A 23,070-nucleotide genomic window follows, 5' to 3' on the forward strand; every position below is an offset into this window, starting at 1 on the left:
GTGCTGGGGGGCGGGCCTGGGGCGGCCATCCTGCTTCAGCGGGCCAACACGGCGACTCCGCCTCCCGGGCCCGGTAAGTGGGGGCCCGCCGAGGAGTCGATGTCCGCGCGGGCCCGTCGCTACCAGGAGCAGATTTCGGGGCACTCGGCGGATGAGGCCTACTGGGTCGGCGGCGTGGGCAGGAACAGTGGTGGCGTGAAGTTCGATGGGTTCTCGGACGGCGTGCTACGGGAAGCCAAGGGGCCGGGCTATGCGAAGTTCTTCGAGGGGCTGGAGCCCAAGCAATGGTTCAAGAATTCGGGAGCCCAGGGGTTGATTGAGCAGGCGAGACGACAGGCCGAGAAGGTTCGTGGCATGGGCATCTCCGTCCGGTGGCATGTCGCTGAGAAATCTGCCGTCGATGCCTTCCGCGAACTCTTCAAGCGCGCTCGTGTTGATGTGGTCGAAATCGTCCACACTCCTGCGCTCTAAGTCGAGGACCTGATGAACGTGACCTATCCCGATACCTTCTTTGCAGGAGCCTACTGGGGACCCCGCAAGGAGTCTCCCGAGGAGTGCGCTCGTCGCACAGCGAGCTTTCTCAACCTTCTGGCTGAGTGTGACCCGTTCCTCTCCCACTGGTACAAGCCTGCGAAGTCGCGCAAAGACGCGCGAAAGCATCCGCTCATGCCGCCGGATGTCGTGACCCTCACCGAATTGTTCCGACGTGGGGCCAACCGTGAGCGAGGGGGGCCGGCCATTGAGCCACTAGGCTTTGGCTTCTGGTTCGACAATGGTGGAGCCGGTCGTGACTGTGCGGACCTGCGCATCTTCTGCGGTGGATACTCGGAAGCGGTGTCCAATTCCTGCTTCTTGTCGCTCCCCAGCCAGGGAGCGAATGCGGAGCGATTGTTCACGGCCCCCGCATTGGCTCGCGTGGTGCGCAGCATGGCTGTTGCCTGGGAACCCGATTGGGTGGCGGCGATGTCCCGCACACATCGGGATGAGGACGACAAGGATGGCAAGGCCGACAAGTGGCTCGGCTGGGTGACCTACCTCTCTCGTCAACAGGGCACCGTGCCCCCGCTTCCTGCCCCCGTGCGCATCGAACCCGTGGAGGACCGGGGAACGCTGATCGTCCTGACCCCCGAGCGCTTCACCGTGGCCAACCCCGAGCACATCGCGCTGGCGCAGCGCGTGCGCGAGCTTCTGGCCGAAGCGGGCCTCCTGAAGCCCGCTTCGCCCTGACGGTCAGGCCTGGCCGCGCCCCTTGTCCGGAGGCGCCACGATTTCACGCCCCAGCTCCAGCAGCGTGGCGCTCTCCGACGGGTCGGGCCGCTTGTCCCGCATCGTGACGAACTCCTCCGCCGCCGTGGGGTGGATGCCCACCGTGGCGTCGAGCTGCTTCTTCGTCACGCCGCACTTCAGCGCCACCGCGAGCCCCTGGATGATCTCCGGTGCGTCCGCGCCCACCATGTGGAAGCCCAGCACGCGCTCGGTGCCGCGCTCCACCACGACCTTCATCATCGTGCGCTCGTCGCGGCCCGTCAGCGTGTGCTTCATGGGCCGGAAGCTGGAGACGTAGACATCCACCCGGCCGTGCCGCTCGATGGCCTCCCGCTCCGTGAGCCCCACCGTGGCCACCGGCGGCTGGCTGAACACCGCGGACGGGACGTTCTCGTGGTCCATCGTCACCGGGTTGTTCCGGTACAGCGTCTCCACCATCGCTCGACCCTCCGCGATGGCCACCGGCGTGAGGTTGATGCGGTCCGTGACATCCCCCACCGCGTAGATGCTCTCCACCGACGAACGTGACTGCGCGTCCACCACCACCGCCCCGCGCGCGTCCAGCTTCACGCCCGCCTCCTCCAACCCCAGCCCCTGCGTGTTGGCCACGCGCCCGGTGGAGTACAGCACCGCGTCCACCTCCAGCGTGTCCCCCATGCGCGTCATCAGGCTGAGCGTGCCGTCCTCGCGCTTCTCGATGTCCTCGACGAAGGTCTCCGGCTTGATGTCCACGCCCTTCTTGCGCATCTCCTCCGTCAACGCCGCGCGCACGTCGTTGTCGAAGCCGCGCAACACCGTGTCGCCGCGAATCAACATCGTCACCTTCACGCCCAGCGCCGTGAAGATGCCCGCGAACTCCACGCCGATGTAGCCGCCACCCACCACCGCCACGCGCCGGGGCAGTTCGGGCAGCTCCAGCGCCTGCTCCGACGTGAGCGCGTGCTCGATGCCCGGCACCTGTGGCAGGAAGGGCCGCCCACCCGTCGCGATGAGGATGCGCTCCGCCGTGTACCGCTTGCCTGCGACCTCCACCGTGTGCGCGTCCACCACCCGGCCCCGGCCCTCCACCAGCGTCACGCCCGAGTCGCGCAACAGCCGCCCGTAGATGCCCGTCAGGCGATCCAACTCCTTCGCCTTCTTCTCCTGGAGCCGCTTCCACTCCAGCGCGGGCCCGTTCACCGTCCAGCCGTAGCCGGCCGCGTCCTCCATGTCGTAGCGGTAGTGCGCCGCGTACACGAGCAGCTTCTTGGGCACACACCCGCGCAGCACGCACGTGCCACCCACTCGGCCCTCCTCGCAGATGGCCACCCGCGCCCCGGACGTCCCCGCGCGCCGGCTGGCCGCCACGCCGCCTGAGCCCGCGCCCACCGTGAACAAATCGAAGTCGTAGCCCGCCATCGCCGTCCTCCCGCATGTTTCAAGGCGTGTTTCAAGAAGGGTGCCCCGCGCTCCCGCAGGGAAGGAACCGGTCGGGCCCTGCCCGCCGGTCCGCCCACCAGGGTCCGAAGCGCCTCCTGCCTCGATTGCCCCCATTGCATTCAATCCCCTCCCGCACGGGAAGGGGGGATATCCTCGCATCCAGGGCGGCCCCCCCGTATGTCCCACTCCTCCTGCCAGACACCCCTCCGCACGGACGTGCCGGACCCTGACGTGCCCCCGGAAGGTGATCCGGAGGTGGTAGGGCGCCGCTACCGCATCCTCGACCTCTTGGGACGGGGCGGCGCGGGCACCGTGTGGCGGGCCCAGGACGGGTTGTCCGGGTTGGTGGCCCTCAAGCGGCTGCACAAGACGGTGGCGGACCTGGCGCGTCGGCCCGGAAAAGGCACCCCTTCCGCCTTCGCCACCCAGGGCATGGCGCTGTCGCTGGCCCATGAGTTCCAGACGCTGGTGTCCCTGCGCCACCCGCACGTCATCCGCGTGCTGGACTACGGCTTCGACAGCGAGGGCCGGCCCTACCTGGCCATGGACCTGCTGGAGGACGCGCGCACGCTGGTGGAGGCCGGCACGGACGCGCCGCTGCCCACGCAGGTGGGGCTCTTGGTGCAGACGCTCCAGGCGCTCGCGTACCTGCACCGGCGCGGCATCATCCACCGCGACCTGAAGCCCGGGAACGTGCTGGTGGTGCGCGGCCAGGTGAAGGTGCTGGACTTCGGCCTCGCGGTGGGCCGCGACCAGGGCCGCCGCGCGCACCCGGCCGGCACCCCGGGCTACCTGGCCCCGGAGCTCTTCGAGGACCAGCCCCCATCGGAGGGCACCGACCTCTTCGGCTTCGGCGCCATGGCGTGCCAGATGTTCTTCGGCCGGCTGCCCCACGCCGGCCAGGTGTTCGCGACGCCGGGCTTCCCGTCCGCGCTCCGGGCCGTGCTGGAGCAGTTGGTGGCCCCGGACGCCCACCGCCGGCCCCGTGACGCGGACGCCGTCATCGCCGCGCTGTGCAACGCCACCGGCCAGCCCGTGCCCGCCGAGTCCGCCGCCACGCGCGAGAGCTTCCTCCAGTCCGCGCGCTTCGTGGGCCGCACGAGCGAGCGCGAGCACCTGACGGACGTGCTCGACCGCGCGCTCACGGGCCAGGGCAGCGCGTGGCTCATCGGTGGGGAGAGCGGCGTGGGCAAGTCGCGCCTCCTGGACGAGGTGCGCTCCCTGGCCCTGGTGCGCGGCGCGGTGGTGCTGCGGGGCCAGGCGGTGGACACCGGCGGCGTGCCGTACCAGGAGTGGCGCGCGGTGCTGCGCTGGCTGCCGATGCTCGCGGAGCTGTCCGACCGGGAAGCGCGCGTCCTGAAGCCGCTGGTGCCGGACATGGACGCACTCCTGGGCCGCGCGGTGCCGGCCGCCCCGGAGCTGGAAGCGGAGATGGCGCAACTGCGCCTGCACCAGACGGTGGAGGACCTCTTCAGCCGGCTGCCCCAGCCCACCGTCGTCATCCTGGAGGACCTGCACCAGGCGCACAGCGAATCCCTCCAACTGCTCACCCAGCTCGCGGCGCGCGCCCCCGGGCTGCCGCTGCTGCTGCTCGCGAGCTTCCGCGACGACGAGTCCCCACTCTTGCCGGAGCGGCTGCCCGGCACCCAGACGCTGCGGCTGCCCCGGCTGGATTCGGAGGAGATCGCGCTCCTGGGCGAGTCCATGCTGGGCGCCGTCGGTCGCCGGCCCGACGTGGTGGGCCTGCTGCGCCGCGAGTCGGAGGGCAACCCCTTCTTCCTCGTGGAGGTGGTGCGCGCGCTGGCGGAGGAGGCGGGCGGCCTGGACCGGCTGGGCGGACGCGTGCTGCCGGAGCGCGTGTGGGCCGGCGGCATGCGCGCGCTGGTGCAGCGCCGGCTGGAGAAGGTGCCCCGGGACGCTCGGACGCTCCTGGACGTGGCGGCGCTGCTCGGCCGCGAGCTGGACCTGTTGGTGCTCCAGTGCGCGGCGCCGGGCGTGGACGTGGAGGCATGGCTCACCGACTGCGCGGCGGCGGCGGTGCTGGACGTGGCGGACGGACGCTGGCGCTTCGCGCACGACAAGCTGCGGGAGCGGCTGCTGGAGGACCTGTCCCCCGCGTTCCGGCCCGCGCTCCACCGGCGCGCGGCGCAGGCGCTGGAGGCGGCCCACCCCACGGGCCACGCCGCGGCGCTGTCGTACCACTGGGGCCAGGCCCAGGACACGGCCCGCGAGGCGCTCCACGCGCGGCGCGCGGGCGAGGAGGCGCTGGCGGTGGGCGCGTGCCGCGAGGCCCTGCCCCTGCTGTCCCGGGCGTTGGCGGGGGCCCCGGACGCGACGTCGCTGGAGCAGGGCCAGGTGGAGGCGCTGCTGGCGGAGGCGCGCTTCCAACTGGGAGACCTGGAGGCGTTCCGCGTGCACGCGGAGGCGGCGCTCGCGCACTTCGGCTGGCCCGTGCCGACGACGCGCGTAGGGTGGATGGTGGGCACGCTGGTGCAGGCGCTGTCGCGGCTGGCGCAGAGCGCGCGGCCGGATGCGTACGTGGATGACTCGGTGCGCAGGCGCGAGGCGCGGCGGGTGGCGGGCCGGCTGCTCATGCGACTCACCGACGCGTTCATCTACGCGCAGGAAGCGCTGCCGGTGCTCTGGAGCGGCCTGCGCATGCTCAACCTGTGCGAGCCCGCGGGGCCCACGCCGGAGCTGGCGCGCGGCTACACGGTGATGGCGGTGGTGGCGGGCACGGTGCCGGTGCACCGCGTGGCGGACGCGTGGGTGAAGCGGGCGCAGGACGTGGCCGAAAGCGTGGGCCGCCCGTCGGACCTGGCCTACGTGCTCAACCGCAACGCGGTGTGCGCCGTGTACCAGGCGCGCTGGCAGGACGTGGAGGCGTGGCTTGTGCGCGCGACGTCCATCGTGGACTCGGTGGGCGACCTGCGGCTGGCGGAGGAGTGCCGCGCGCTACTCAACGTGGCGTTCTGCTACCAGGGCCAGTTCGCGCGCGGGCTGCCGCTGATGGACTGGCTGGAGGCGTCCGCGGTGCGCCGGGGCGCGGTGCAGACGCAGCACTGGGCCATGCACTATCGCGCGTACATCCTGCTGCGGCTGGGAGACCACGCGCGGGCCCGCGCCGCGCTGGAGCCGGCGCTCGCGTGGACGGAAGGACATGGCGGGGCCACCGACCGCATCATCGTGGACGGCACGCTGGCGCTCCTGTGCCTGCGCGAAGGCGACGCGGCGGGTGCGCGCGCGGCGGCGGAGAAGGCGCTGGTGCGGCTGTCGGCCGGCAAGCCGGTGGCGCACTTCGTCTACTTCGGCGCCATCACGGTGGCGGAGGTGCTGCTCACCCTGTGGGCGCGGGAGACGCCGGGCCCGGGGTTGCAGGCGCTTACGCACAGCGCTCGCGCGGCGCTGAAGTCGGTGGAGGACTTCGCCCGGGTGTTCCCCTTCGGAGAGCCCGCGGCGTGGCTGTGGCGCGGCTGCGAGGCGTGGCTCGCGGGCCGGCACGGCAAGGCCTTCCGTGCGTGGCAGCGGTGCATCGTGGAGTCCGAGAAGCGCCAGATGCCCTACGAGGCGGCGCGCGCGCGGTTGGAGTGGGCCCGTCACCTGCCTGGGGACGCCCCGGAGCGCGCGGAGCTGCTGCGACGGGCGGTGGAGGACTTCACCCGGCTGGAGGCGCGCGAGGACCTGGCGCGCGCGGTGGCGGAGCAGGGGCGGCCCCTGCTGGTGGCAGGCATGGCGGAAGGCTTGGCAGGGTGATGACGGCATGATGCGAGTGGAGGATGTGGCGCTCCTGGCGTGTCCGGACTGCCGGGGCCGGCTGGTGTGGCACGGGCAGAACGAGGACGACCGGCTCACCGAGGGACGCCTGCGCTGCGGCGGCTGCGGCGAGACGTGGGAGGTGGAGGAGGGGATGGCCCGGCTGTACCGCGAGGACCGCGTGCGCGGCACCGACCGGCTGATGCGCCACATCTACGATGGGCTGCCCGCGCTGCATGATCCGTTGACGGCCGTGCTGACGCCGCTGTTCCAGTCCGTCTCCGAGTCGCGGATGCGCGACGGGTACATGCGGCGGCTGGAGTTGAGCTCGCTCAAGCCTCGTGAAGACGGGCAGCCGGTGCGGGTGCTGGAGGTGGGCGTGGGCGCGGGCGCGAACCTGCCGCGCATCCGGGGCGCGCTGCCGCCGGGACTCGCGGTGGAGGTGTGGGGCCTGGACCTGAGCACCGGCATGCTGGCGCAGTGCGAGAAGCGCCTGGGCAGCAAGCGCCGGGGCCGGGGCCTGGAAGGCACCCGGTTGCTCCTGGCGGACGCGCACGCGCTGCCCTTCCGCGACGCGACGTTCGACCGCGTCTTCCACGTGGGCGGCATTGGTGGCTACCGCCAGCCCGCGGTCGCGTTGCTGGAGATGTCGCGCGTGGCCCGCCCCGGCACGCCGCTGGTGGTGGTGGACGAGCAACTGGACTCGAGCCTCCAGCCGTCGCTGTTCCAGCGCGCGGCCTTCCGCGCCCTCACGTTCTACACGCGCGACGCGAAGAGTCCGCGCGCGCTGCTGCCGCTCAACGCCGAAGGCGTCATCGAGGAACAGGTGTCACCCTTCTACTACTGCCTCACGTTCCGCGTTCCGTCGCTGGAGCCGGCCGTCACGGGTTGAGCACCAGGTCCAGCAGCCGCAGCGTCATGCCGCCGGTGAAGTCGATGGTGGCGCCGTTGAACCAGCCCGCTTCGTCGCCGGTGAGCACGCAGACGAAGCGCGCCACCTCCTCCACCGTGCACATGCGCCCCGCGGGGTTCATGGCCGCGTGGCGCTGCTCCAGCAGGGCCAGGGCCTCCGGCGAATAGACGTGGTGCAGCGCGGGCGTCATCACCGTGCCGAACTTGAGCAGGTTCACGCGGTGGCCCTTCGGGCCCAGCTCCACCGCCAGATAGCGGATGTACATCTCCAGCGCGGCCTTGGCGGCGCTGATGAGGCCGGTGTTGCCCAACTGCGTTTCATCCAGCGGGTTCTGGAGGCCCAGCAGCCGCGCGTCGGGGGCCAGCAGGTCGCGCTTCACCAGCGCCTGTGTCCAGTACACGAACGAGTGCGCCATGCAGTCGAAGGTGCGCTGCACGCGGCGCGGGTGCAGCCGGTCCGGCCCGTCCGACAGGAAGTGCCCCAGGGCCGCGCCCGCGATGGCGTGGACGAACAGCTTCACGCTGCGGGGGCCCGCGCGCGCGAGCAGCTCATCCGCGCCGGCCTCGGCGGACTCGGGCGTGGAGGCGTCCGCCTGTCGCAGCAAGAGGTCCCGGCCCGTCGCGCGCACGCGGGCCTCCATCTGGAGCGCGGCCTCCGGGTAGCGGCCCCGGTGCACGCCGAAGATGTCCAGGCCCGGCTTGCGCGCGACGGCCTCCGCGATGGCCGCGCCCGTCCCCGATGAAACGCCGAGGATCAACGCCCAGCGTGGGTCGGGAGCGCCCCGTGGGAGGGTGCCGTTCGGAGGAGGTTCTTCAGGATGTCGTGGCACTTGCATGGTGCCGCAATCATAGGAAGCCGCTGTGGGGAGGGCTCGGGTGACGGTGGGGGTTCTCGACCGGGCCTTCGCACGGGTGGAAGGATGGCTTCATGCCCTCATCCCGATTCCTCTTCGTGTGGCTGGTGGTGCCGGCCTTCGCCGTGCTCGTGGCCTGTGCCCATGCCTCCTCCGAGGAGGCGACCGCGGAGGACACGCGCTCCACGCTGTACCTGCGCACCTGCGGGGGGACCCGGGTGGAGGCGTGCTTCAACAGCGCCGAGCGTCACCTGAAGGGCGACGGCGTCGCGAAGGACGAGGCGCGGGCAGCGACGCTGTACGAGCTGGGCTGCGACGGTGGGGACACGCGGAGCTGCGCGGCGCTGGGCGTGTTGAAGGAGGAGGGGCGGGGCGTCGCGAAGGACGCGGCGGCGGCGGCGAAGCTGTACGCGCAGGCCTGTGAGCGCGACATCGGCGAGGGCTGTGGAAGACTGGCGCTGCTGTACAGCGAGGGACGCGGGGTGCCTGCGAGCGAGCCCGAAGCGGTGCGCTTCTTCCAGCAGGGGTGCGCCCACGATGACGGCCTGTCGTGCAACAACCTGGGTGCGTTGATGCTGATGGGAGGCTTCGGCCTTCCCCAGGACGTGGCCGGAGGCATGGGGCGGCTGGTGCAGGCCTGCAACCGTCAGGTGGCGACCGCGTGCGAGACGGTGGCGGAGGAGTTCGACTCGGGCACGCGCACGCGCAAGGACCCGAGGCTCGCCGCGAGCTACTTCCGTCAGGCGTGTGGCATGGGCCTGAAGCGCGCGTGCGAGCGGAGCGCATCGGCCGTGGCCGCGACGCCGCAGCCGGCCGTCACGCCCGAGGAGGGCGCGAAGCTGGAGAAGATCCGCGCGATGTGTGACGCCGCCGGCACGGGCGTGGGCAAGGGGATGGCGTGCTACCTGATGGGCATCGCCTACGAGAAGGGCGCCTCCGTGAAGGAGAACCCGGGCCGCGCGACGGTGTTCTACAAGCACGCGTGCGACCAGGAGGTGCAGGAGGGCTGCGCGGCGATGCGGCGCATGCTGGGGCTCACGCCCGAGGGCGAGGCGCAACCGGAGCCGAAGCAGTCGGTGCTGGAGTCGCTGCGGTTGGACCTGCCTTCCACGCCGCGCGCGGAGCCGAAGCAGGCGGTGCTGGAGTCGCTGCGGCTCCAGGGCGCAGCGCCGGGGCCGGACGCTGCCTCGCTGGATCCGCTGGTGCGGCTGGACGCCGCGTGCAGGGTCGGGCGGTCCGATGCCTGCACGCGCCGGGGCTGGCTCTTGAAGAATGGCGAGTCAGGGGCGGTCTCCAACGCGATGCAGGCCCTGGTGGATTTCAAGAAGGGCTGTGATGGAGGGGATGCTTCCGGGTGCATGGCCATGGGGAACGCGTACCTGTTCGGTGCGCCGGGCGTGCCGCAGGACAAGACGCTGGGGATGTCGTTCCTGGAGCAGACCTGCTCGTGGGCCAGTGGCGGCGAGGCGTGCCGCGCCCTGGCGGATCATCTCGTGCTCTCCGATGCCGGACCCGAGAATCAGCCCCGGGTGATGCGGGCCCTGGAGCGGGGATGCTTCGTCCATGAGAGTTCCCGGTCCTGTTCCAAGCTCCTCTCGGAGTCCTCGCGGTCGCGGGTGGCCGCGGAAAGGGAGCCGGCGAACCTGGAGCGCATCAAGCGGCAGGCGTGCAAGACGCGGCTGATGCCGGCATGCAAGGAGTTGAACCTGCTCGGTCCGCCGGAAGACGCGTTCGTGCGCACGCAGCGCATCGCGTGCCAGTCCGGCGGCAATCCTGATGCCTGCGCCGATGCGGCCACCGCCTACGAGAAGGGGGCCCTGGTGGTCCGCGATGTTACCCGGGCGCTCCGGTGGGGTGAACAGGCCTGCACGGGAGGCAGCGGTGAGGGCTGCCTGCTCCTGGCGCGAATGCATGGCGACAAGGGGCTGGGACCCCATGACCCGGCGCGCTCGGCGGACTTCGCCTCACGGGCCTGTGAGCGCGGAAGCTGGCTGGGCTGTCTTCTGACGGAGAGGAACCTGCGCTACGGGCTGGGGACCGCCCAGAACGGGCCTCGGGCTGATGCGGCCCGTCGCAGGTCCTGCGAGCTCAAGCCCGACGACGAGCGTCCCGCGTCCTGTCAGTGAGTGACGTGGTCGGGGGCCCCGGCGCGTGACGGGAAAAAGGCCCACGAGCGCAGCGCCGTTCCTGGTGTCACGTTCAGCCGGCAGCGCGTACAGCCTGCATTATCGCGGTGAGGACAGGAGCGAAACCCGCGTCTGCGCCACGAGCGCCGCGTTGTCCGGGGCAGTGCTTCCGTCCGGCAGCACGAGCGTGTCCTCCAGCCCGATGCGCGCATCGAAGCCATGGCGCCGTGCCCATTCGAGCACGGCCCACGCGCCGCCCTCGTCACCGTGGACGAGCAGGGGACGCTCAAGGCCCGTGGCGCGCAGCGCGTCCACCAGCGTCCGGGCCTGCTCACACGCGGCTTCCGGATCCGGTGACTGCGTCTCCACGAGCACGCGCAAGCACTCGGAAGCACGCGGCCAGGACACGAGGCGCGGGACATCCTCCGGGAACCACACGCCCGCTTCGACGCCGATGCCCGCGTCGAGCAGCGTGTCCGCGATGGACACCCAGCCGGGCTCGGAGAGGTTGACGGAGGCGAAGTCGGGTCGGGCGTCGGAGGACAGCGCGGCCCATGCCGCGATGCGCGCGCGGCGTGCCTCCGCGTCCGGAAGCATCCACGCGCCGGTGCTGACGCCCACGGGCACCCCCGGACAGGCGTGACGCAGGGCCACCACCGCCGCGCCGATGTCGGCCGCGTCCAGGGACTCGGAGCCTCGTGCATCGCGCGGATGCACGTGGAATGCACCCGCGCCCGCGGCGTGACAGGCGGCGGCCTCCCGCGCGAGCGCTTCGGGCGTGACGGGCAGACGCGGATGCGCGGTGGCCGCGCGGGCTCCATTGAGACAGGCCTTGAGCAGCATCGGCGCCCACCCTTCTTCGGACGCACGGGCGCGGCCAGGAAAAAGCGCCGCCCCCGTCCGTGGAAGACACCGGATCGCCTCAGAGCGACGTGAGGAGGAGCTCCTCCTGCTCCCCGACCTTGAGGCCGAGCAGCGGCTGGAGCTCCTCGCGGAAGCCCCAGTGCCGCGCCAGCTCCACGAACCACGCCACGGTGGCCGTGAGCCGGAACGGGTTGGACCCCGAGTCCTCCAGCGGTTCGAACGCCCGCGCGATGAGCGAGCGCTCCGGATCCTCGGGCAGGGGGCTGCGCGCATCGATGGCCTGTTGCAGGTCATGCAGCGCATGCGTCAGCCGCTGCCAGATGACGAAGATGTTCCCGTAGGGCTGGCCGCCCGTGTCGCCGCCGTACTTCGACGCGCCCTCCATCACCCCCATGAAGGTGCCGGCCGTGGGGCCTCCGCCCGAGTGCCGGGACTGCTCCCAGTTCCACGCCACCAGCCCGCCCGCGCCCAGTTGCTTCTTCAAGTGGGCCCCCACGCTGTTGGTGATGAACTCCTTCGACCAGCCCTTGCCCTGTTGCAGCAGGTACGTGTTCCACAGGGGTGCGTAGAGCTTCTGGCGGACTGAAGGGGACTCGCGCGACGCGACGGAGTCCCGGGGCAGCGCGCGCGCCAGCGCCACCGCGAACGCCTGACGTTCCAGCTCCGGGTCGGTGCCCATCTTCCGGAGCAGCTTGCGGAACGTGGCGGCGTCGAGCCTCGCCTCGAACCGCGCGGTGACGCGGGTGCCGCGCGGGACGGACTGGAAGAGCCGGCTCAGCGGTTCGACGGCGGCATCATCGCGGAGCGCTCCCCAGACGCGGGCTTGATCCGCCAGCTCCTGGAGCGACAGGGTGCCCTCCACGCGGGACTGGGCGAAGAAGGCGTAGTCGAACGCATCCGCGCTCGGCCGGGTGGAGAACGCCGGCATCTGCGCGTTGAAGTCGATGCCCTGGAGCACCTTGTTCCCGGCGAGCCAGCCCTCGTGCTGGTAGGAGCGCATGCCCTGGAAGGCATGGCGGCGGGGCCCGTGCGCGTGGTCCCGCGAGGCGTGCTGGGTGACGGCCTTCAGTTGCTTTCGGTCCTCCACCTTGGCGATGAACATGTCGCGCCAGCCCAGCCCGAAGCCCCGGGTGCGCTGCATGCCGGTGGTGCGCATGTGGAAGTAGCGGCGCACCCATGCGTCCTTCGTCTTGCGCTGGATGCTGACCAGGTCCCCGGAGATGAGCGCGGCGTGCACGTCCGACAGCGCGTCCACGGGCACCTCCAGCTCCATCAGCGTCGCGTCCCCGGCGGTGTGGGCGTACTCGTATTCGAAGCCGGCCTGCAGCGCGGTGCTCACGCTGTTCTCGATGAGGCCCTTCAGCTCCGTGTGCACCTTCTTGACGGTGTCCAGCGTGCCGTCCAACTCCTGCTTGAAGCCGAGCGCCCCGAACAGCGAGGTGGCGACCGGCACCAGCACGGTGCCCAGCGTGCCGCTGTCCAGGCCCTCGACAATCTTCGACACGCTCTGGGCCTGGGTGGTGTCGGCCACCGCTTTCAGCAGCGCGGTGAGCAGCGGCGAGGCGACATCCAGCGTCACGCCCACCTTCATGCCGGCGGAGACCGCGGAGGTGACGGCCTTGCGGATGGAGACGTGGAACGCACTGCCGCCTTCCATGCGGGAGAAGACGAGCCGCAGCTCGTCCTCCAGCTTCAGCGTCCCGCCGAGGCTCACGCCCACCTCGGCCTTGAGCTGGAGGCCGACCTGTCCGCCCACGCGCCGCGCGAGCGAGGCCACCACCGTGGACGTCACCGCGGGCCAGGAGAGGGAGAGCCCGGCCTTCAGTTGGATGCGCGTCTGGAACGACAGCGCGTCACCCACCGCCAGGGCATGCACGTCCTCCAGCAGGAAGGGCAGTCGCAGGGTCTTCACGTCGTTGCGGAGCGCATCGCCCAGCGTCCGGCTGGGGGCATGCCGGCGGTAGTCCGCCACCAGCACGTTGACGACGCCGCTGCCGCTCACGGCGACGAAGGGGAAGCTGCCTTCGCCGCTGGCCTGGGCGTTGAGCTCGGCCGCGTACTTCAACCAGCACGCGGCGCCGTCGGGCGTGAAGAGCGGTTCGGGTTCGGTGCCGTCGGTGTTCCCCGTGGGCCTGCCGATGATGCCGTGGGCGTCCGAATCTTCCTGTCCGTTGAAGAGCTCGACGGGCACCCGGAGCGCGGCCTCCAGGGACACGGTCCCCCCCGAGAGCGGGATGGCTCGTGCCACGCCTGCCTCCGCGCTGCACACCGCCTGCCCGTGCGCGGCATCACCCAGCGCGAGGTCCAGCGTGGTCGCGGCGGGTACGTTGATGCTCCAGCTCATGTCATTCCCCCCAGGGTCGACAGCCGGACCAGCGTCGCACGCGAATGTGCGCGGGACCGTCTGCCTCCGGGGAGGTGGGTGTGTTGGCTCGGCGTCACCCGGAGGGTGGGCCTGTCTCTACTGCGCCCGCGGCGCGCGGGCCGCGTCCAGCAGTCCCTGCACCGCGCCCGTCACGTCGCGGTGCACCGTGAGCAGGGCGTCCCGGTCCGCGGCGTCGAAGCCGGCCTCCAGGTGGCGCGTGAGGGGTTCGCCCACCCACTGCGTCATCTTCACGGGGAACGGCAGGGACAGCGGCCACAGGCCGGTGGCGCCCACGCCCAGCCACAATGGCAGCCGTCCGGGCAGGTGCATGCGCTTGCCCCAGGCATAGCCGTCGTTCAGGCCCACGTACGCGTCGTCCATGCCGTGGCCCGCGATGGGCACGATGGGCAACCCGTAGCGCACGGCCAGCCGCAGGTAGCCCAGCCGTTCGCCCCAGTCCACGCGGTAGCGGTGCCGGAAGTCGCGGCAGCCCTCGCGCGTGCCGCCCGGCTGCACCAGCACGTGTTCGCCCTTCGCCACCGCTTCGGCCAGGCGCGGTCCATCCCCGGTGACGAAGCCCAGGCCGTCCGCCACCTGCCGCATGCCGGGGAGGCTGTCGAACGCGCCGTGCGCGATGCCGTGCGGCAGGTAGCCCAGGCGGTCATGCACCGTCACCGTCAGCATGCACAGGTCCACCGCCAGGGGCCGCCCGTGGTAGCCCACCAGCAGCTTCGCGCCCGGCCGCAAGAGCGGCTCCAGGTTCACCACCTCGTAGCGGTGGTAGCGCTGGAGCAGGCGGAACGTCGTCAGCCACGCGGCCCTCGCCGCGCTCCCTGTCGCCGTCAACCGCCCACCCGGTACAGCACCGCGCCGTGCGCCACGCCCGCGCCCACGCCCACCAGCAACACCCGGTCCCCCGGCTTCACCGGCCGTGTGCGCCACAGCCGGTCCAAGCCCGTTCCCAGCGACGCGGACCCCACGCTGCCCACCGTGTCCACCACCGTCACGCTCTTCTCCAGGGGGACCTCCAGGGCCTGGAGGATGGCCGCGAACATGCTCCCGTTCGGCTGGTGCGTGAGCACCCACTCCACGTCCGCCATCGTCAGCCCCGCGCGCTGGAGCACCGCCGTCGCAGCGCGCGTCAGCGCTCCCAGCGCCACGCGCGTCATGTCCTTCGCGGGCGTGAGGAAGCGCATGCCTTCGCGCTCGCCCGTCAGGTGCGGGTTGTTCAGGACGACGTCCGGCGGCAGCGTGCCGTCGTTGCCGAACGCCACGCCCAGCACGCCCTCCCCGGGCCGCGCTTCGCCCAGCACCACCGCCGCCGCCGCGTCGCCCAGCACCAGATAGGGCCTCGGGTCCTCCGGCCGCGTCGTGCGCGACAGCAACTCCACCGACACCACGCCCACCGGCCCCAGCCCCGTGGCCACCGAGCGCGCCGCCAGGTCGAACGCGCTCAGAAACCCCATGCACGCGTTGCCCACGTCCATCGCGTCGCACGTGCCCGACAGGCCCAGCGCCGCCGCCACCCGGCTGCCATTGGCCGGCGTGGTGACATCCCCGCCCATGGAGGACACGAAGAGGATGCGCCGGAGCGCCGTTGCTTCCAGGCCCGCCGCGTCCAGCGCGCCCCGCAGGGCCTGGGCCCCCAGGTCCGCCGCGCGCGTGCCGGCAGGGGCGAAGTGCCGCGTGCGGATGCCCGTCTTCTTCTCCACCTCCGCCGGGTCGCGCCCCACGCGCGCGCACACCTCCGCGGTCGTCACGGCGGGGCCGGGCAGCACGCTGGACGTGCCGAGGATGCGAACGGGAATCACGCGGCCCTCCTTCCGCCAGACGCGTTCCGGCGCATGCGCAGGGTCTCCCACGCCTGCTTGAACTCCAGCAGCTTCTGCTCCAGTGCCATGTCGCGCGCGGCTTCGTCCAGCACGTCGTCCACGTGCGTGAAGCGCATGGAGCCGAGCAGCGGATGGTCGCGCGTGCCCACGTCGTAGCGCAGGTCCCCTCGCGACGACTCCAGGTCGCCATTGCGATGCAACAGCAACACGCCACTGGTCAGCAGGTCCATGGCCCGCGCCACCGGGTTGAGCGCGGAGAGGAACAGCCCCACCGGTCCGGGCAGCAGCGGTCGCGCGGCCTGGTGGTGGCTCGTCGGGAAGATGTTGCTGGAGAAGACCAGGTCCGCGCCCGCGTTCAAGAGCACGTCCACCGGCACCATGCTGGTGAAGGCCCCGTCCACGTATCTCGCGGGCGGCTGGAGCGTGGGCGCCCACACCCCCGGCGCCGAACCACTGGCGCGCACCGCCCGCGCGAGGGGCCCCTTCTCCAGCACCACGCAGCGGCCCGTGGTCAGGTCGGTCGTCACCGGCAGGAAGCCCGTGGGCAGCTCCTCCAGCGCCAGGCTTCCCAGGTCGCCCCGCACCAGCCACTCCATGGCCTGCGTGGTGACCACCGACGACAGCGCGGCGGCGGTCAGGTGCCCGCTCCTGGCGCGGTGGCGCAGCCTGCGCAATCCATCCAGGCCCTCGCGTCCGTCGCGCGCGGTGCCGCAGAAGTACGCGCCCACCAGCGAGCCCATGCTGGAGCTGCTCAGGAAGTCCACCGGCACCTCCAGCGCCGTCAGCCGCCGCAGGATGTGCGCGTGGTAGAAGCCCCACACGCCCCCGCCGCTGAGCGCCAGTCCCACGCGCCGGCCGGTGATGGCGCGCGCCCAGCGTGACAGCGCATCCCGCGTGCCCGCGTCCAGTCCCAGCGCGGTCAGCGGGCGCGTGTCCCCGGGCCGCACCACCAACCGCAACCGCTCCCAGTCCAGCCGCAGCCGGCAGAGGGGGGGCGGCGCGTCCTCGTCCCAGCCGTCCTCGTCCGGGAGGGGCCGGCCCCGCAGCGTCGGGCTCGCACGCGGACGCCACGGCGACAGGAGCACCGTGGGCAGCACCGACGCTCCGGCCATGCCCACGGCCGCGTCGCCAGAAGGGATGAGCCGCACCTCGCGCGCCGTCACGCCCTCCGGCGCCGCGAGCCCGTCCAGGAGCACGCAGTCGAAGTCCGCTTCCTGGGCCAGCGCGGCCGCGAGCAGCGGCGCCGAGTGCCCCACGGTGCGGCGGAACACCCCGTCCGGACCGCGCACCGCGCCCTCCGTCCGCTTCTTGCCCGCGCGCAGCAGCAGCACGCGGTCCCCGAAGTCGTGGACCATCACCTTCGCCACCAGCTCCACCAGCAGCGACAACACGGCGGGTGGCAGCTCCAGGCCCTGCGTCTGGAAGGTGACCACGTCCGCGCGCGGCCCCGGGCCTGGAATGCCATGGCGGGGCGCGCCCGCGGCGACCTCCAGTTCCGCGCGAGGAATGAACAGCGCCTGCGACGCGGACACCGACGTCGCCGTGACGGGCCAGATGCCTCGCGCGAGCGCCTCCACTCCCAGTGACATGCCCGAGCGAAGGTGCAGGAGCACCACCCCTCCCGCCGTCACCTTCCACTCGCCCGAGCGGAGCAGGTAGACGCCGTCCACCTCCTGGCCCTCCTGGCACATGCCTTCGCCTGGAACGGGATCCACCGGTCGGGCCCTTCCCAGCAGGCGTAGGAGGACGGACGTGCGGGTGTGGCGCAGCATGGGCGCCTGTCTCAACGTGTACAGCCACCGACGCCGCTCTTCGACCGTGAGGGGAGAAGCCATGCGTCGTCCAATGATAACCAGACGCTTCGGTGCCGGATAGCGCACCGGAGCGCCTGCCCGCTGTGCGGGTCGGTGTCAGCGATGTTCTACGCGGGCTGGGGCGGGAGTGGATCCCTCTCAGGAGGGATGGACGGCGGCGGTGAAGCCGGCGGGTCCCCCGTGGAGTTGCCGGGCTTGCGGTGTTTCAGGACCTTGGTGCGCGCGCCCTCCACCAGTGCGTAGAGCACGGGGATGAAGATGAGGTTCACGAAGGTGGAGAAGAGCATGCCGCCGAAGACGGTGGTGCCCAGCGACTTGCGCGCGGCCGAGCCCGCGCCGCTGGCCAGCATCAGCGGCACCACGCCGAAGAGGAAGGCGAAGGACGTCATCAGGATGGGCCGCAGGCGCGTCTCCGCCGCGTTGATGGCGGACTCCACCACGCCCTGTCCCTGGGCACGCAGTTGTTCGCCGAACTCCACGATGAGGATGGCGTTCTTGGACGCGAGGCCCACGAGCATCACCAGCCCCACCTGGCAGAACACGTCGTTCACCAGGCCGCGCGCGGTCTGGAGCAGCAATGCGCCCAGCATCGCCACGGGCACCGCGAGCATGACGACGAAGGGCAGGGCGAAGCTCTCGTACTGGGCGGACAGCACCAGGAAGACGAAGATGATGCCCAGCGCGAAGATGACGAGCACGGTGTTGCCCGCGCTCTTCTGTTCCAGCGACAGGCCCGTCCACTCGTAGGTGAAGCCCGCGGGCAGCACCTGTTTGGCCACGTCCTCCATGGCCTGCAGTGCCTGCCCGGTGCTGACGCCGGGGCTGCCCTGGCCGTTGAGGTTCGCGGAGCGGAAGAGGTTGTAGTGGGTGATGTTCTGCGCGGTGGAGACGGGCGTCACCTTCACCAGCGCCTCCAGGGGCACCATGCCGCCGGACTCCGAGCGCACGTAGAAGCTGCCGATGTCCTTCGGGTTGTCGCGGAAGGGCGTGGCCGCCTGCACGAACACGCGGTAGACGCGGTTGGCGAAGGTGAAGTCGTTCACGTACTGGCTGCCCAGGTACACCTGGAGCGTGGCGAACACCTCGCTCAGGGACACGCCCTGCGCCTTGGCCTTCTCCCGGTCCACCTCGATGTTGAGCTGGGGAGAGCCCGCCGAGTACGACGAGAACACGCCCCGCAGGCGCGGCTCCTGCGCCGCCTTGCCCACCAGCGCCTGGGTGGCCTGCGACAGCTCCTCCAGCGAGTGGCCTCCCTCCTGGTCCTCCAGCACGAACTCGAAGCCGCCCACGCTGCCGACGCCGCGGATGGCGGGCGGTTGCAGGGGCAGCACCCGCGCGCCGGGCACCCGTCCCAGGGGACCGCGCAGCCGCTCCACGAGTCCGGCCACGCTCTCCTCCGGCTTCGTGCGCTCCTCCCAGGGCTTCAGGTTGATGAAGAGCGCGCCGTAGTTGGCGCCCGTACCCAGGAGCGAGAAGCCGCCCACGGTGAAGATGTCGATGACCTCGGGCTGCTCGCGCAGGATGCCCTCCACCTGGAGGAGCACCTGGCGCGTGTACTCCAGCGAAGTGCCCTCCGGGCCCTGCACCGCGACGATGAGGTAGCCCTGGTCCTCGTCCGGGATGAAGCCGCTGGGCACGGCCCGGTAGAGCAGCCCGGTGGCGACGAGGAACACGGCGAACGCGGCGACGACGAGCCACCGCGCCTTGCCCAGCATGAAGCCCAGCAGCTTCCCGTAGCCCCGGCGCAGCGCGTCCAGTCCTTCGTCGAACTTGCGCGCCGGCAGGAACTTCTTGCCCTCGTTGGCGCGCAGGAGCCGCGCGCACAGGGCGGGGGACAGCGTGAGGGCGACCAGCGCGGACAGGCTGATGGAGAACGCGATGGTGAGCGCGAACTGGCGGTAGATGGAGCCCGTGGTGCCGGGGAAGAAGGACACCGGGATGAACACCGCGGAGAGAACCAGCGCGGTGGCGACCACGACGCCAGACACCTGCTGCATGCCCCGGGATGTGGCCTCGCGCGCATCCACCTTGTCGTGCTCCATCACGCGCTCGACGTTCTCGATGACGACGATGGCGTCATCCACCACGAGGCCGGTGGCCAGCGTCAGGCCGAAGAGCGTCAGCGTGTTGAGCGAGAAGCCAAACGCGTTGACGAACATGAAGGTGCCGACCAGCGACACCGGCAGCGTCGTCACCGCGACGAGCACGCTTCGCCAGCCGTGCAGGAAGATGAAGATGACGATGATGACCAGGAGGATGGCCTCGCCCAGCGACTCGAGCACCTCCCGGATGGACGCGCTCACCGCGAGCGTCGTGTCGAAGGCCACCTTGTAGGTGAGGCCGGGCGGGAAGTTGACGGACAGCCGCTTGAGCTCCGCCTCCACGCCTTCGCGCACCTGCAAGGCATTGGAGCCGGGAAGCTGGGTGATGCCCAGACCCACGGCCTCCTGGCCGTCGAAGCGCAACAACTGCGCGTAGTTCTCCGCGCCAAGCTGCGCGCGGCCCACGTCGCGGATGCGCACCAGGGCGCCGTCCGCCCCGCGCTGCACGACGATGGCCTCGAACTCCTTGGCTGAAGACAACTGTCCGTTCACCTGGAGCGACAGTTGGTACGCCTGGTCCTTGGAGGAGGGCGCCTGGCCCACCTTGCCCGCGCCCACCTGGACGTTCTGCTCCTCGAGCGCGTTGATGACGTCCTGCGCGGTGAGGTTCCGGCGGGCCAGCTCCGTGGGGTCCAGCCACAGGCGCATGGCGAAGCGGCGCTCGCCGAAGATGCGCACGTCGCCCACGCCCTTCACGCGCAACAGCGCGTCGCGGATGAAGACGTCCGCGTAGTTGCTGATGAACTCCGTGTCGTAGCGCTTCTGCTTGTCGTAGACGCCGAAGGACACGAGCAACTGGGTCTGCGCCTTGCGCACGGTGACGCCCAGGGCGTTGACCTGGGCGGGAAGCTGCGGCGTGGCGGTGGCCACGCGGTTCTGCGCGTCCACCGCCGCCAGGTCCGGGTCCCGCGACGGATCGAAGGTGGCGATGATGGTGCTCTGGCCGTCGTTGGTGCTGGTGGAGGACAGGTAGCGCATGCCCTCCATGCCGTTGAGCTGGCGCTCCAGCACGGTGGTGACGGAGCTCTCCACCGTCTCCGCGGACGCGCCCGTGTACGTGGCCGTGATTTGAACCTGGGGCAGCGCCAGCTCCGGGTATTGCTCGATGGGGAGGCCCGGGATGGAGATGGCGCCCACGAGCGTGATGAGGATGGACAGCACGCTCGCGAAGACGGGGCGCTTGATGAAGAAGTCGGAGAAGTTCATGGCATCCCCCTACTGGCCCGCGTCCGCGCCGCCGCCGGTGCCCTGTTGGGGGGGCGCCTGGGGCATGGCTTCGTCCCGGCCTTCGGGCACGGGTTGGGGTTGGATGGCCATGCCGTCGCGCAATTGCTGCACGCCGCTCACGACCACCTGCGTGCCCGCGTCCAGCCCCTTCAGCACCTCGTAGTCATTGCCCTGCACCAGTCCCAGGGTCACCGGCTGGCGCTTCACCACGGTGCCCGCGTCGCCTTCTCCCACCACCATGGCGAAGGCCTGGCTGCCCTGCCGGGTCACCGCGGTGGTGGGCATCTTCAACGCCTCGCGCACGTCATAGACGAGCTGCGCGCGCACCAACTGCCCGGCCTTGAGGGCGCCGTTGTTCTGGAAGGCGGCCTTCACCTCCACCAACTGGGTGATGGGGTTGGGCGTGGTGGCGACGAAGAACGCGGGCGCGCGAACGATGGGCTTTCCGTCCGCGTCCAGCACCTCCAGCGGCGTCTCGCCCGTCTTGACGCGGGCGGCCTGGGCCACCGGCACCTGCACGGACAACTCCAGCAGCGCGTTCTGGTCCACGATGGTGAGGCCCGTCTGGGGTGTCACGTAGTCGCCCAGCTTCACGGGGATGTCGCCCACGATGCCGTCGAACGGGGCGCTCACCTTGAAGAAACCCAGTTGCACCTGCTGGTTTTGAATTTGCGCCTCCACCGCCTGGGCCTGGGCCACGGCCTGATCCGCCTGGGCCACGGCCTGGTCGTAGTCCTGGCGGCTGACGAGGCCTTCCTTGAGCAGCCGCGCGCTGCGCTCGCGTGTCTTGCGAGCGAACTCGCGGCTGGCGACCGCGGAGGCCTTCTGGGCCTGGGTGGCGCGCAGGCTCGCCTGTTCCCGACGGGGGTCCACGACGAGCAGCACCTGGCCCTGCTTCACCGGGGTGCCGGGACGCACGGGGATGGACTGCACGTAGCCGTCGACCTGCGGGAAGAGGGTGATGCTGCGCCGGGAGATGAGCGTGCCCACGTACTCGCTGGTGTCGCGCACCTCTCCGGGCGCCACCTGGAGCACCTGCACGGGGATGGGCTTGCCACCGCCGGGCGTCTGCGGGCCGCCCTTGGGACCGTCTCCCTCTTTTCCGCCGCTGCAGCCGCCCGCCAGCGCGAGCACGAGTCCCCACGCACCCCAACCACCCCTCACCACTCGCATGCTGCCTCCGACAAGAATGCGTCCACCTGCGCCTGACGCAGTTGGAAGTCGCGAATCACGAGTGCCAGCTCCGCCTGCCGCAGGGCCCCGGCCGCGTCCACCAGCTCGAGGCTCGTTCCGGTGCCCACCTCGAAGCCGCGGCGGGAGAGCCGGTCATTTTCCGCCGCGAGCATCCGTTCGCGGTCCGCCAGTTCGCGCGTCTCCAGGCTCACCTGCACGGCGCGCTTCGCCTGGGTGACCTCCACGACGACGTTGCGCTCGCGAGCGACGGCGTCCGCGCGGGCCTGTTCCAACTGGCCCCGCGTCTGGCGCAGCCGGCCCTCGCGCGCGCCGCCGTCCCAGAAGGGCAGCACGAGGCTGGCGCCGATGTTCCAGATGGGCACCTCCGCGAAGCCCGGGTTGACGGTGAGCGCGGTGGTGTTGCTGGTGAGGTCCAGCGTGGGCGCGTACTGGCGCTTCACCTCGCCAATCGCGCGTTCGGCCACCACCAGCCGCGAGCGCGCCGCGGCGATGTCCGCGCGGCGCTCCAGCGACTCCAGGGGATGGCAGGTCTGTTTGGCGCCCTGGAGCAGCGTGTTCAGCTCCAGGCCCTTCGCCAGACCCACGGCGGAGGGGGTTCCCAGCGCGAGCCCCAGGGACTCGCGCGCCTGGCGCAGGTCCTCGTCGCCCGTCACCACGTTGCGGCGGGCGGCCTGCGCGTCCTGCTCCACGCGCACGACGTCCAGGCGGGTGCCAGCGCCCAGTTCGAAGCGGCGCTGCGCGAGGGCCAGGCGCTCCAGCGCGGTGCGCAGGTTGACGCGGTTGACCTCCGCCAGCCGCTCCGTGGAGGACACGGAGACGAGCGCCTGCGCGAGGCCGCGGGTGAGCTGCCGGCGCGTCTCCGCGAGCGACAGGGCGGCGGTGCGGCGGTTCTCCTTCGCGCTGCCCAGGGCGTAGAGGCTGGCCAGGTCCACCACCGGCACGGACGCGGCGATCGTGCCCACGCCCAGCAGCTCCGTGGGGGTGATGCCTGCTCCAGTGCCCACGCCGCCGCCCAGGCCGCCGCCCGCGCCACCGCCGACGGCGATCAAGCTGGGGTTGAGCACGTTGTACTGGGCGCCCACGGTGCCGGTGACGCTGGGCAGCAGGTTCGCGAGTGCGATGCGCCACGCCCCCGCGGCCACTTCAATCTGTCCCAGGGCGGCCTGGAGGTCGGTGGAGCGCTGGCGCAGCAGCGTGAGCGCTTCGTTCCACGAGGTGAGCTGGAGCGGCGCCGCGGGCGCCGGGGCGAGCAGCGGATCCGACACGTTCGCCTCGAAGGGCGGCGGCACGTCCGGTACGTCGTCCGGATTCGGATCGGTGCGGGGAGGGGTGGGCGCGGGCG

General features: G+C 71.4%; 15 protein-coding genes. 5 read left to right on the top strand and 10 right to left on the bottom strand.

Features of this window, described 5'->3' with window-relative positions; translation table 11 throughout:
* Both D7V88_RS20835 and D7V88_RS20840 read left to right on the top strand, forming a co-directional pair.
* Nucleotides 1-471, top strand: a 471-nt coding sequence (locus D7V88_RS20835) for a Tox-REase-5 domain-containing protein (RefSeq protein WP_244238281.1), incomplete at its 5' end; no start/stop codon positions are given.
* Between the two features lie 12 nt (nt 472-483).
* A complete protein-coding gene (locus D7V88_RS20840; protein WP_120542402.1) occupies nt 484-1,227 on the top strand; it encodes an immunity 52 family protein in 744 nt (247 codons plus the stop codon).
* A gap of 3 nt (nt 1,228-1,230) precedes the next feature.
* On the opposite strand, the gene gor is transcribed toward D7V88_RS20840, so the two are convergent.
* A complete protein-coding gene (gene gor / locus D7V88_RS20845) occupies nt 1,231-2,664 on the bottom strand; it encodes a glutathione-disulfide reductase (RefSeq protein WP_120542403.1) in 1,434 nt (477 codons plus the stop codon).
* A gap of 198 nt (nt 2,665-2,862) precedes the next feature.
* Between gor and D7V88_RS20850 the strand changes: the two genes are divergently transcribed.
* Both D7V88_RS20850 and D7V88_RS20855 read left to right on the top strand, forming a co-directional pair.
* The gene (locus D7V88_RS20850) at nt 2,863-6,438 is read left to right on the top strand and encodes a serine/threonine-protein kinase (RefSeq protein WP_120542404.1); all 3,576 of its coding nucleotides are present in this window, start codon (nt 2,863-2,865) and stop codon (nt 6,436-6,438) included.
* A 7-nt stretch (nt 6,439-6,445) separates the two neighbouring features.
* The gene (locus D7V88_RS20855) at nt 6,446-7,330 is read left to right on the top strand and encodes a methyltransferase domain-containing protein (RefSeq protein WP_208726384.1); all 885 of its coding nucleotides are present in this window, start codon (nt 6,446-6,448) and stop codon (nt 7,328-7,330) included.
* Here D7V88_RS20855 and D7V88_RS20860 read toward each other — a convergent pair.
* On the bottom strand, nt 7,320-8,186 hold the full coding sequence (locus tag D7V88_RS20860) for an SDR family NAD(P)-dependent oxidoreductase (RefSeq protein WP_120542405.1): 867 nt from the start codon (nt 8,184-8,186) through the stop codon (nt 7,320-7,322). The genes D7V88_RS20855 and D7V88_RS20860 overlap by 11 nt on opposite strands.
* Nucleotides 8,187-8,278: 92 nt before the next feature.
* On the opposite strand from D7V88_RS20860, the gene D7V88_RS20865 reads away from it, so the two are divergent.
* Entirely contained in the window at nt 8,279-10,330 is a 2,052-nt protein-coding gene (locus D7V88_RS20865) for an SEL1-like repeat protein (protein ID WP_120542406.1), read from the top strand.
* 99 nt (nt 10,331-10,429) lie between these two features.
* Here the strand turns inward: D7V88_RS20865 and D7V88_RS20870 are convergent, their stop codons facing one another.
* The 8 genes from D7V88_RS20870 to D7V88_RS20905 all read right to left on the bottom strand — a co-directional run.
* Nucleotides 10,430-11,173, bottom strand: coding sequence for a 3-keto-5-aminohexanoate cleavage protein (locus tag D7V88_RS20870; RefSeq protein ID WP_120542407.1), 744 nt, complete (start codon nt 11,171-11,173; stop codon nt 10,430-10,432).
* Between the two features lie 79 nt (nt 11,174-11,252).
* Entirely contained in the window at nt 11,253-13,538 is a 2,286-nt protein-coding gene (locus D7V88_RS20875; RefSeq protein WP_120542408.1) for a hypothetical protein, read from the bottom strand.
* A 117-nt stretch (nt 13,539-13,655) separates the two neighbouring features.
* The gene (locus tag D7V88_RS20880; protein ID WP_120542409.1) at nt 13,656-14,405 is read right to left on the bottom strand and encodes a lysophospholipid acyltransferase family protein; all 750 of its coding nucleotides are present in this window, start codon (nt 14,403-14,405) and stop codon (nt 13,656-13,658) included.
* On the bottom strand, nt 14,402-15,370 hold the full coding sequence (locus D7V88_RS20885; RefSeq protein WP_120542414.1) for a 3-oxoacyl-ACP synthase III family protein: 969 nt from the start codon (nt 15,368-15,370) through the stop codon (nt 14,402-14,404). Before D7V88_RS20885 ends, D7V88_RS20880 begins: the two co-directional genes overlap by 4 nt.
* A complete protein-coding gene (locus D7V88_RS20890; RefSeq protein ID WP_120542410.1) occupies nt 15,367-17,226 on the bottom strand; it encodes a cyclic nucleotide-binding and patatin-like phospholipase domain-containing protein in 1,860 nt (619 codons plus the stop codon). The genes D7V88_RS20885 and D7V88_RS20890 overlap by 4 nt, the downstream gene beginning before the upstream one ends.
* Nucleotides 17,227-17,312: 86 nt before the next feature.
* Nucleotides 17,313-20,513, bottom strand: a complete 3,201-nt coding sequence (locus D7V88_RS20895) for an efflux RND transporter permease subunit (RefSeq protein ID WP_120542411.1) — start codon at nt 20,511-20,513, stop codon at nt 17,313-17,315.
* A 9-nt stretch (nt 20,514-20,522) separates the two neighbouring features.
* Nucleotides 20,523-21,707 carry an efflux RND transporter periplasmic adaptor subunit gene (locus D7V88_RS20900; protein WP_120542412.1) on the bottom strand — a complete coding sequence of 395 codons (1,185 nt, stop codon included), beginning with the start codon at nt 21,705-21,707 and terminating at the stop codon, nt 20,523-20,525.
* The coding region (locus D7V88_RS20905) for a TolC family protein (protein WP_147448794.1) at nt 21,695-23,070 on the bottom strand (1,376 nt) is incomplete at its 5' end. The genes D7V88_RS20900 and D7V88_RS20905, both read right to left, overlap by 13 nt.

It is taken from the genome of Corallococcus terminator, from assembly GCF_003611635.1.
Lineage (GTDB): Bacteria > Myxococcota > Myxococcia > Myxococcales > Myxococcaceae > Corallococcus > Corallococcus terminator.

Coding starts and splice junctions, on each gene's coding strand:
- D7V88_RS20865 (WP_120542406.1), top strand. CDS start 8,279: ATGCCCTCATCCCGATTCCTCTTCGTGTGGCTGGTGGTGCCGGCCTTC.
- D7V88_RS20875 (WP_120542408.1), bottom strand. CDS start 13,538: ATGAGCTGGAGCATCAACGTACCCGCCGCGACCACGCTGGACCTCGCG.
- D7V88_RS20860 (WP_120542405.1), bottom strand. CDS start 8,186: ATGCAAGTGCCACGACATCCTGAAGAACCTCCTCCGAACGGCACCCTC.
- D7V88_RS20855 (WP_208726384.1), top strand. CDS start 6,446: ATGATGCGAGTGGAGGATGTGGCGCTCCTGGCGTGTCCGGACTGCCGG.
- gor (WP_120542403.1), bottom strand. CDS start 2,664: ATGGCGGGCTACGACTTCGATTTGTTCACGGTGGGCGCGGGCTCAGGC.
- D7V88_RS20895 (WP_120542411.1), bottom strand. CDS start 20,513: ATGAACTTCTCCGACTTCTTCATCAAGCGCCCCGTCTTCGCGAGCGTG.
- D7V88_RS20850 (WP_120542404.1), top strand. CDS start 2,863: ATGTCCCACTCCTCCTGCCAGACACCCCTCCGCACGGACGTGCCGGAC.
- D7V88_RS20900 (WP_120542412.1), bottom strand. CDS start 21,707: ATGCGAGTGGTGAGGGGTGGTTGGGGTGCGTGGGGACTCGTGCTCGCG.
- D7V88_RS20870 (WP_120542407.1), bottom strand. CDS start 11,173: ATGCTGCTCAAGGCCTGTCTCAATGGAGCCCGCGCGGCCACCGCGCAT.
- D7V88_RS20890 (WP_120542410.1), bottom strand. CDS start 17,226: ATGGCTTCTCCCCTCACGGTCGAAGAGCGGCGTCGGTGGCTGTACACG.
- D7V88_RS20840 (WP_120542402.1), top strand. CDS start 484: ATGAACGTGACCTATCCCGATACCTTCTTTGCAGGAGCCTACTGGGGA.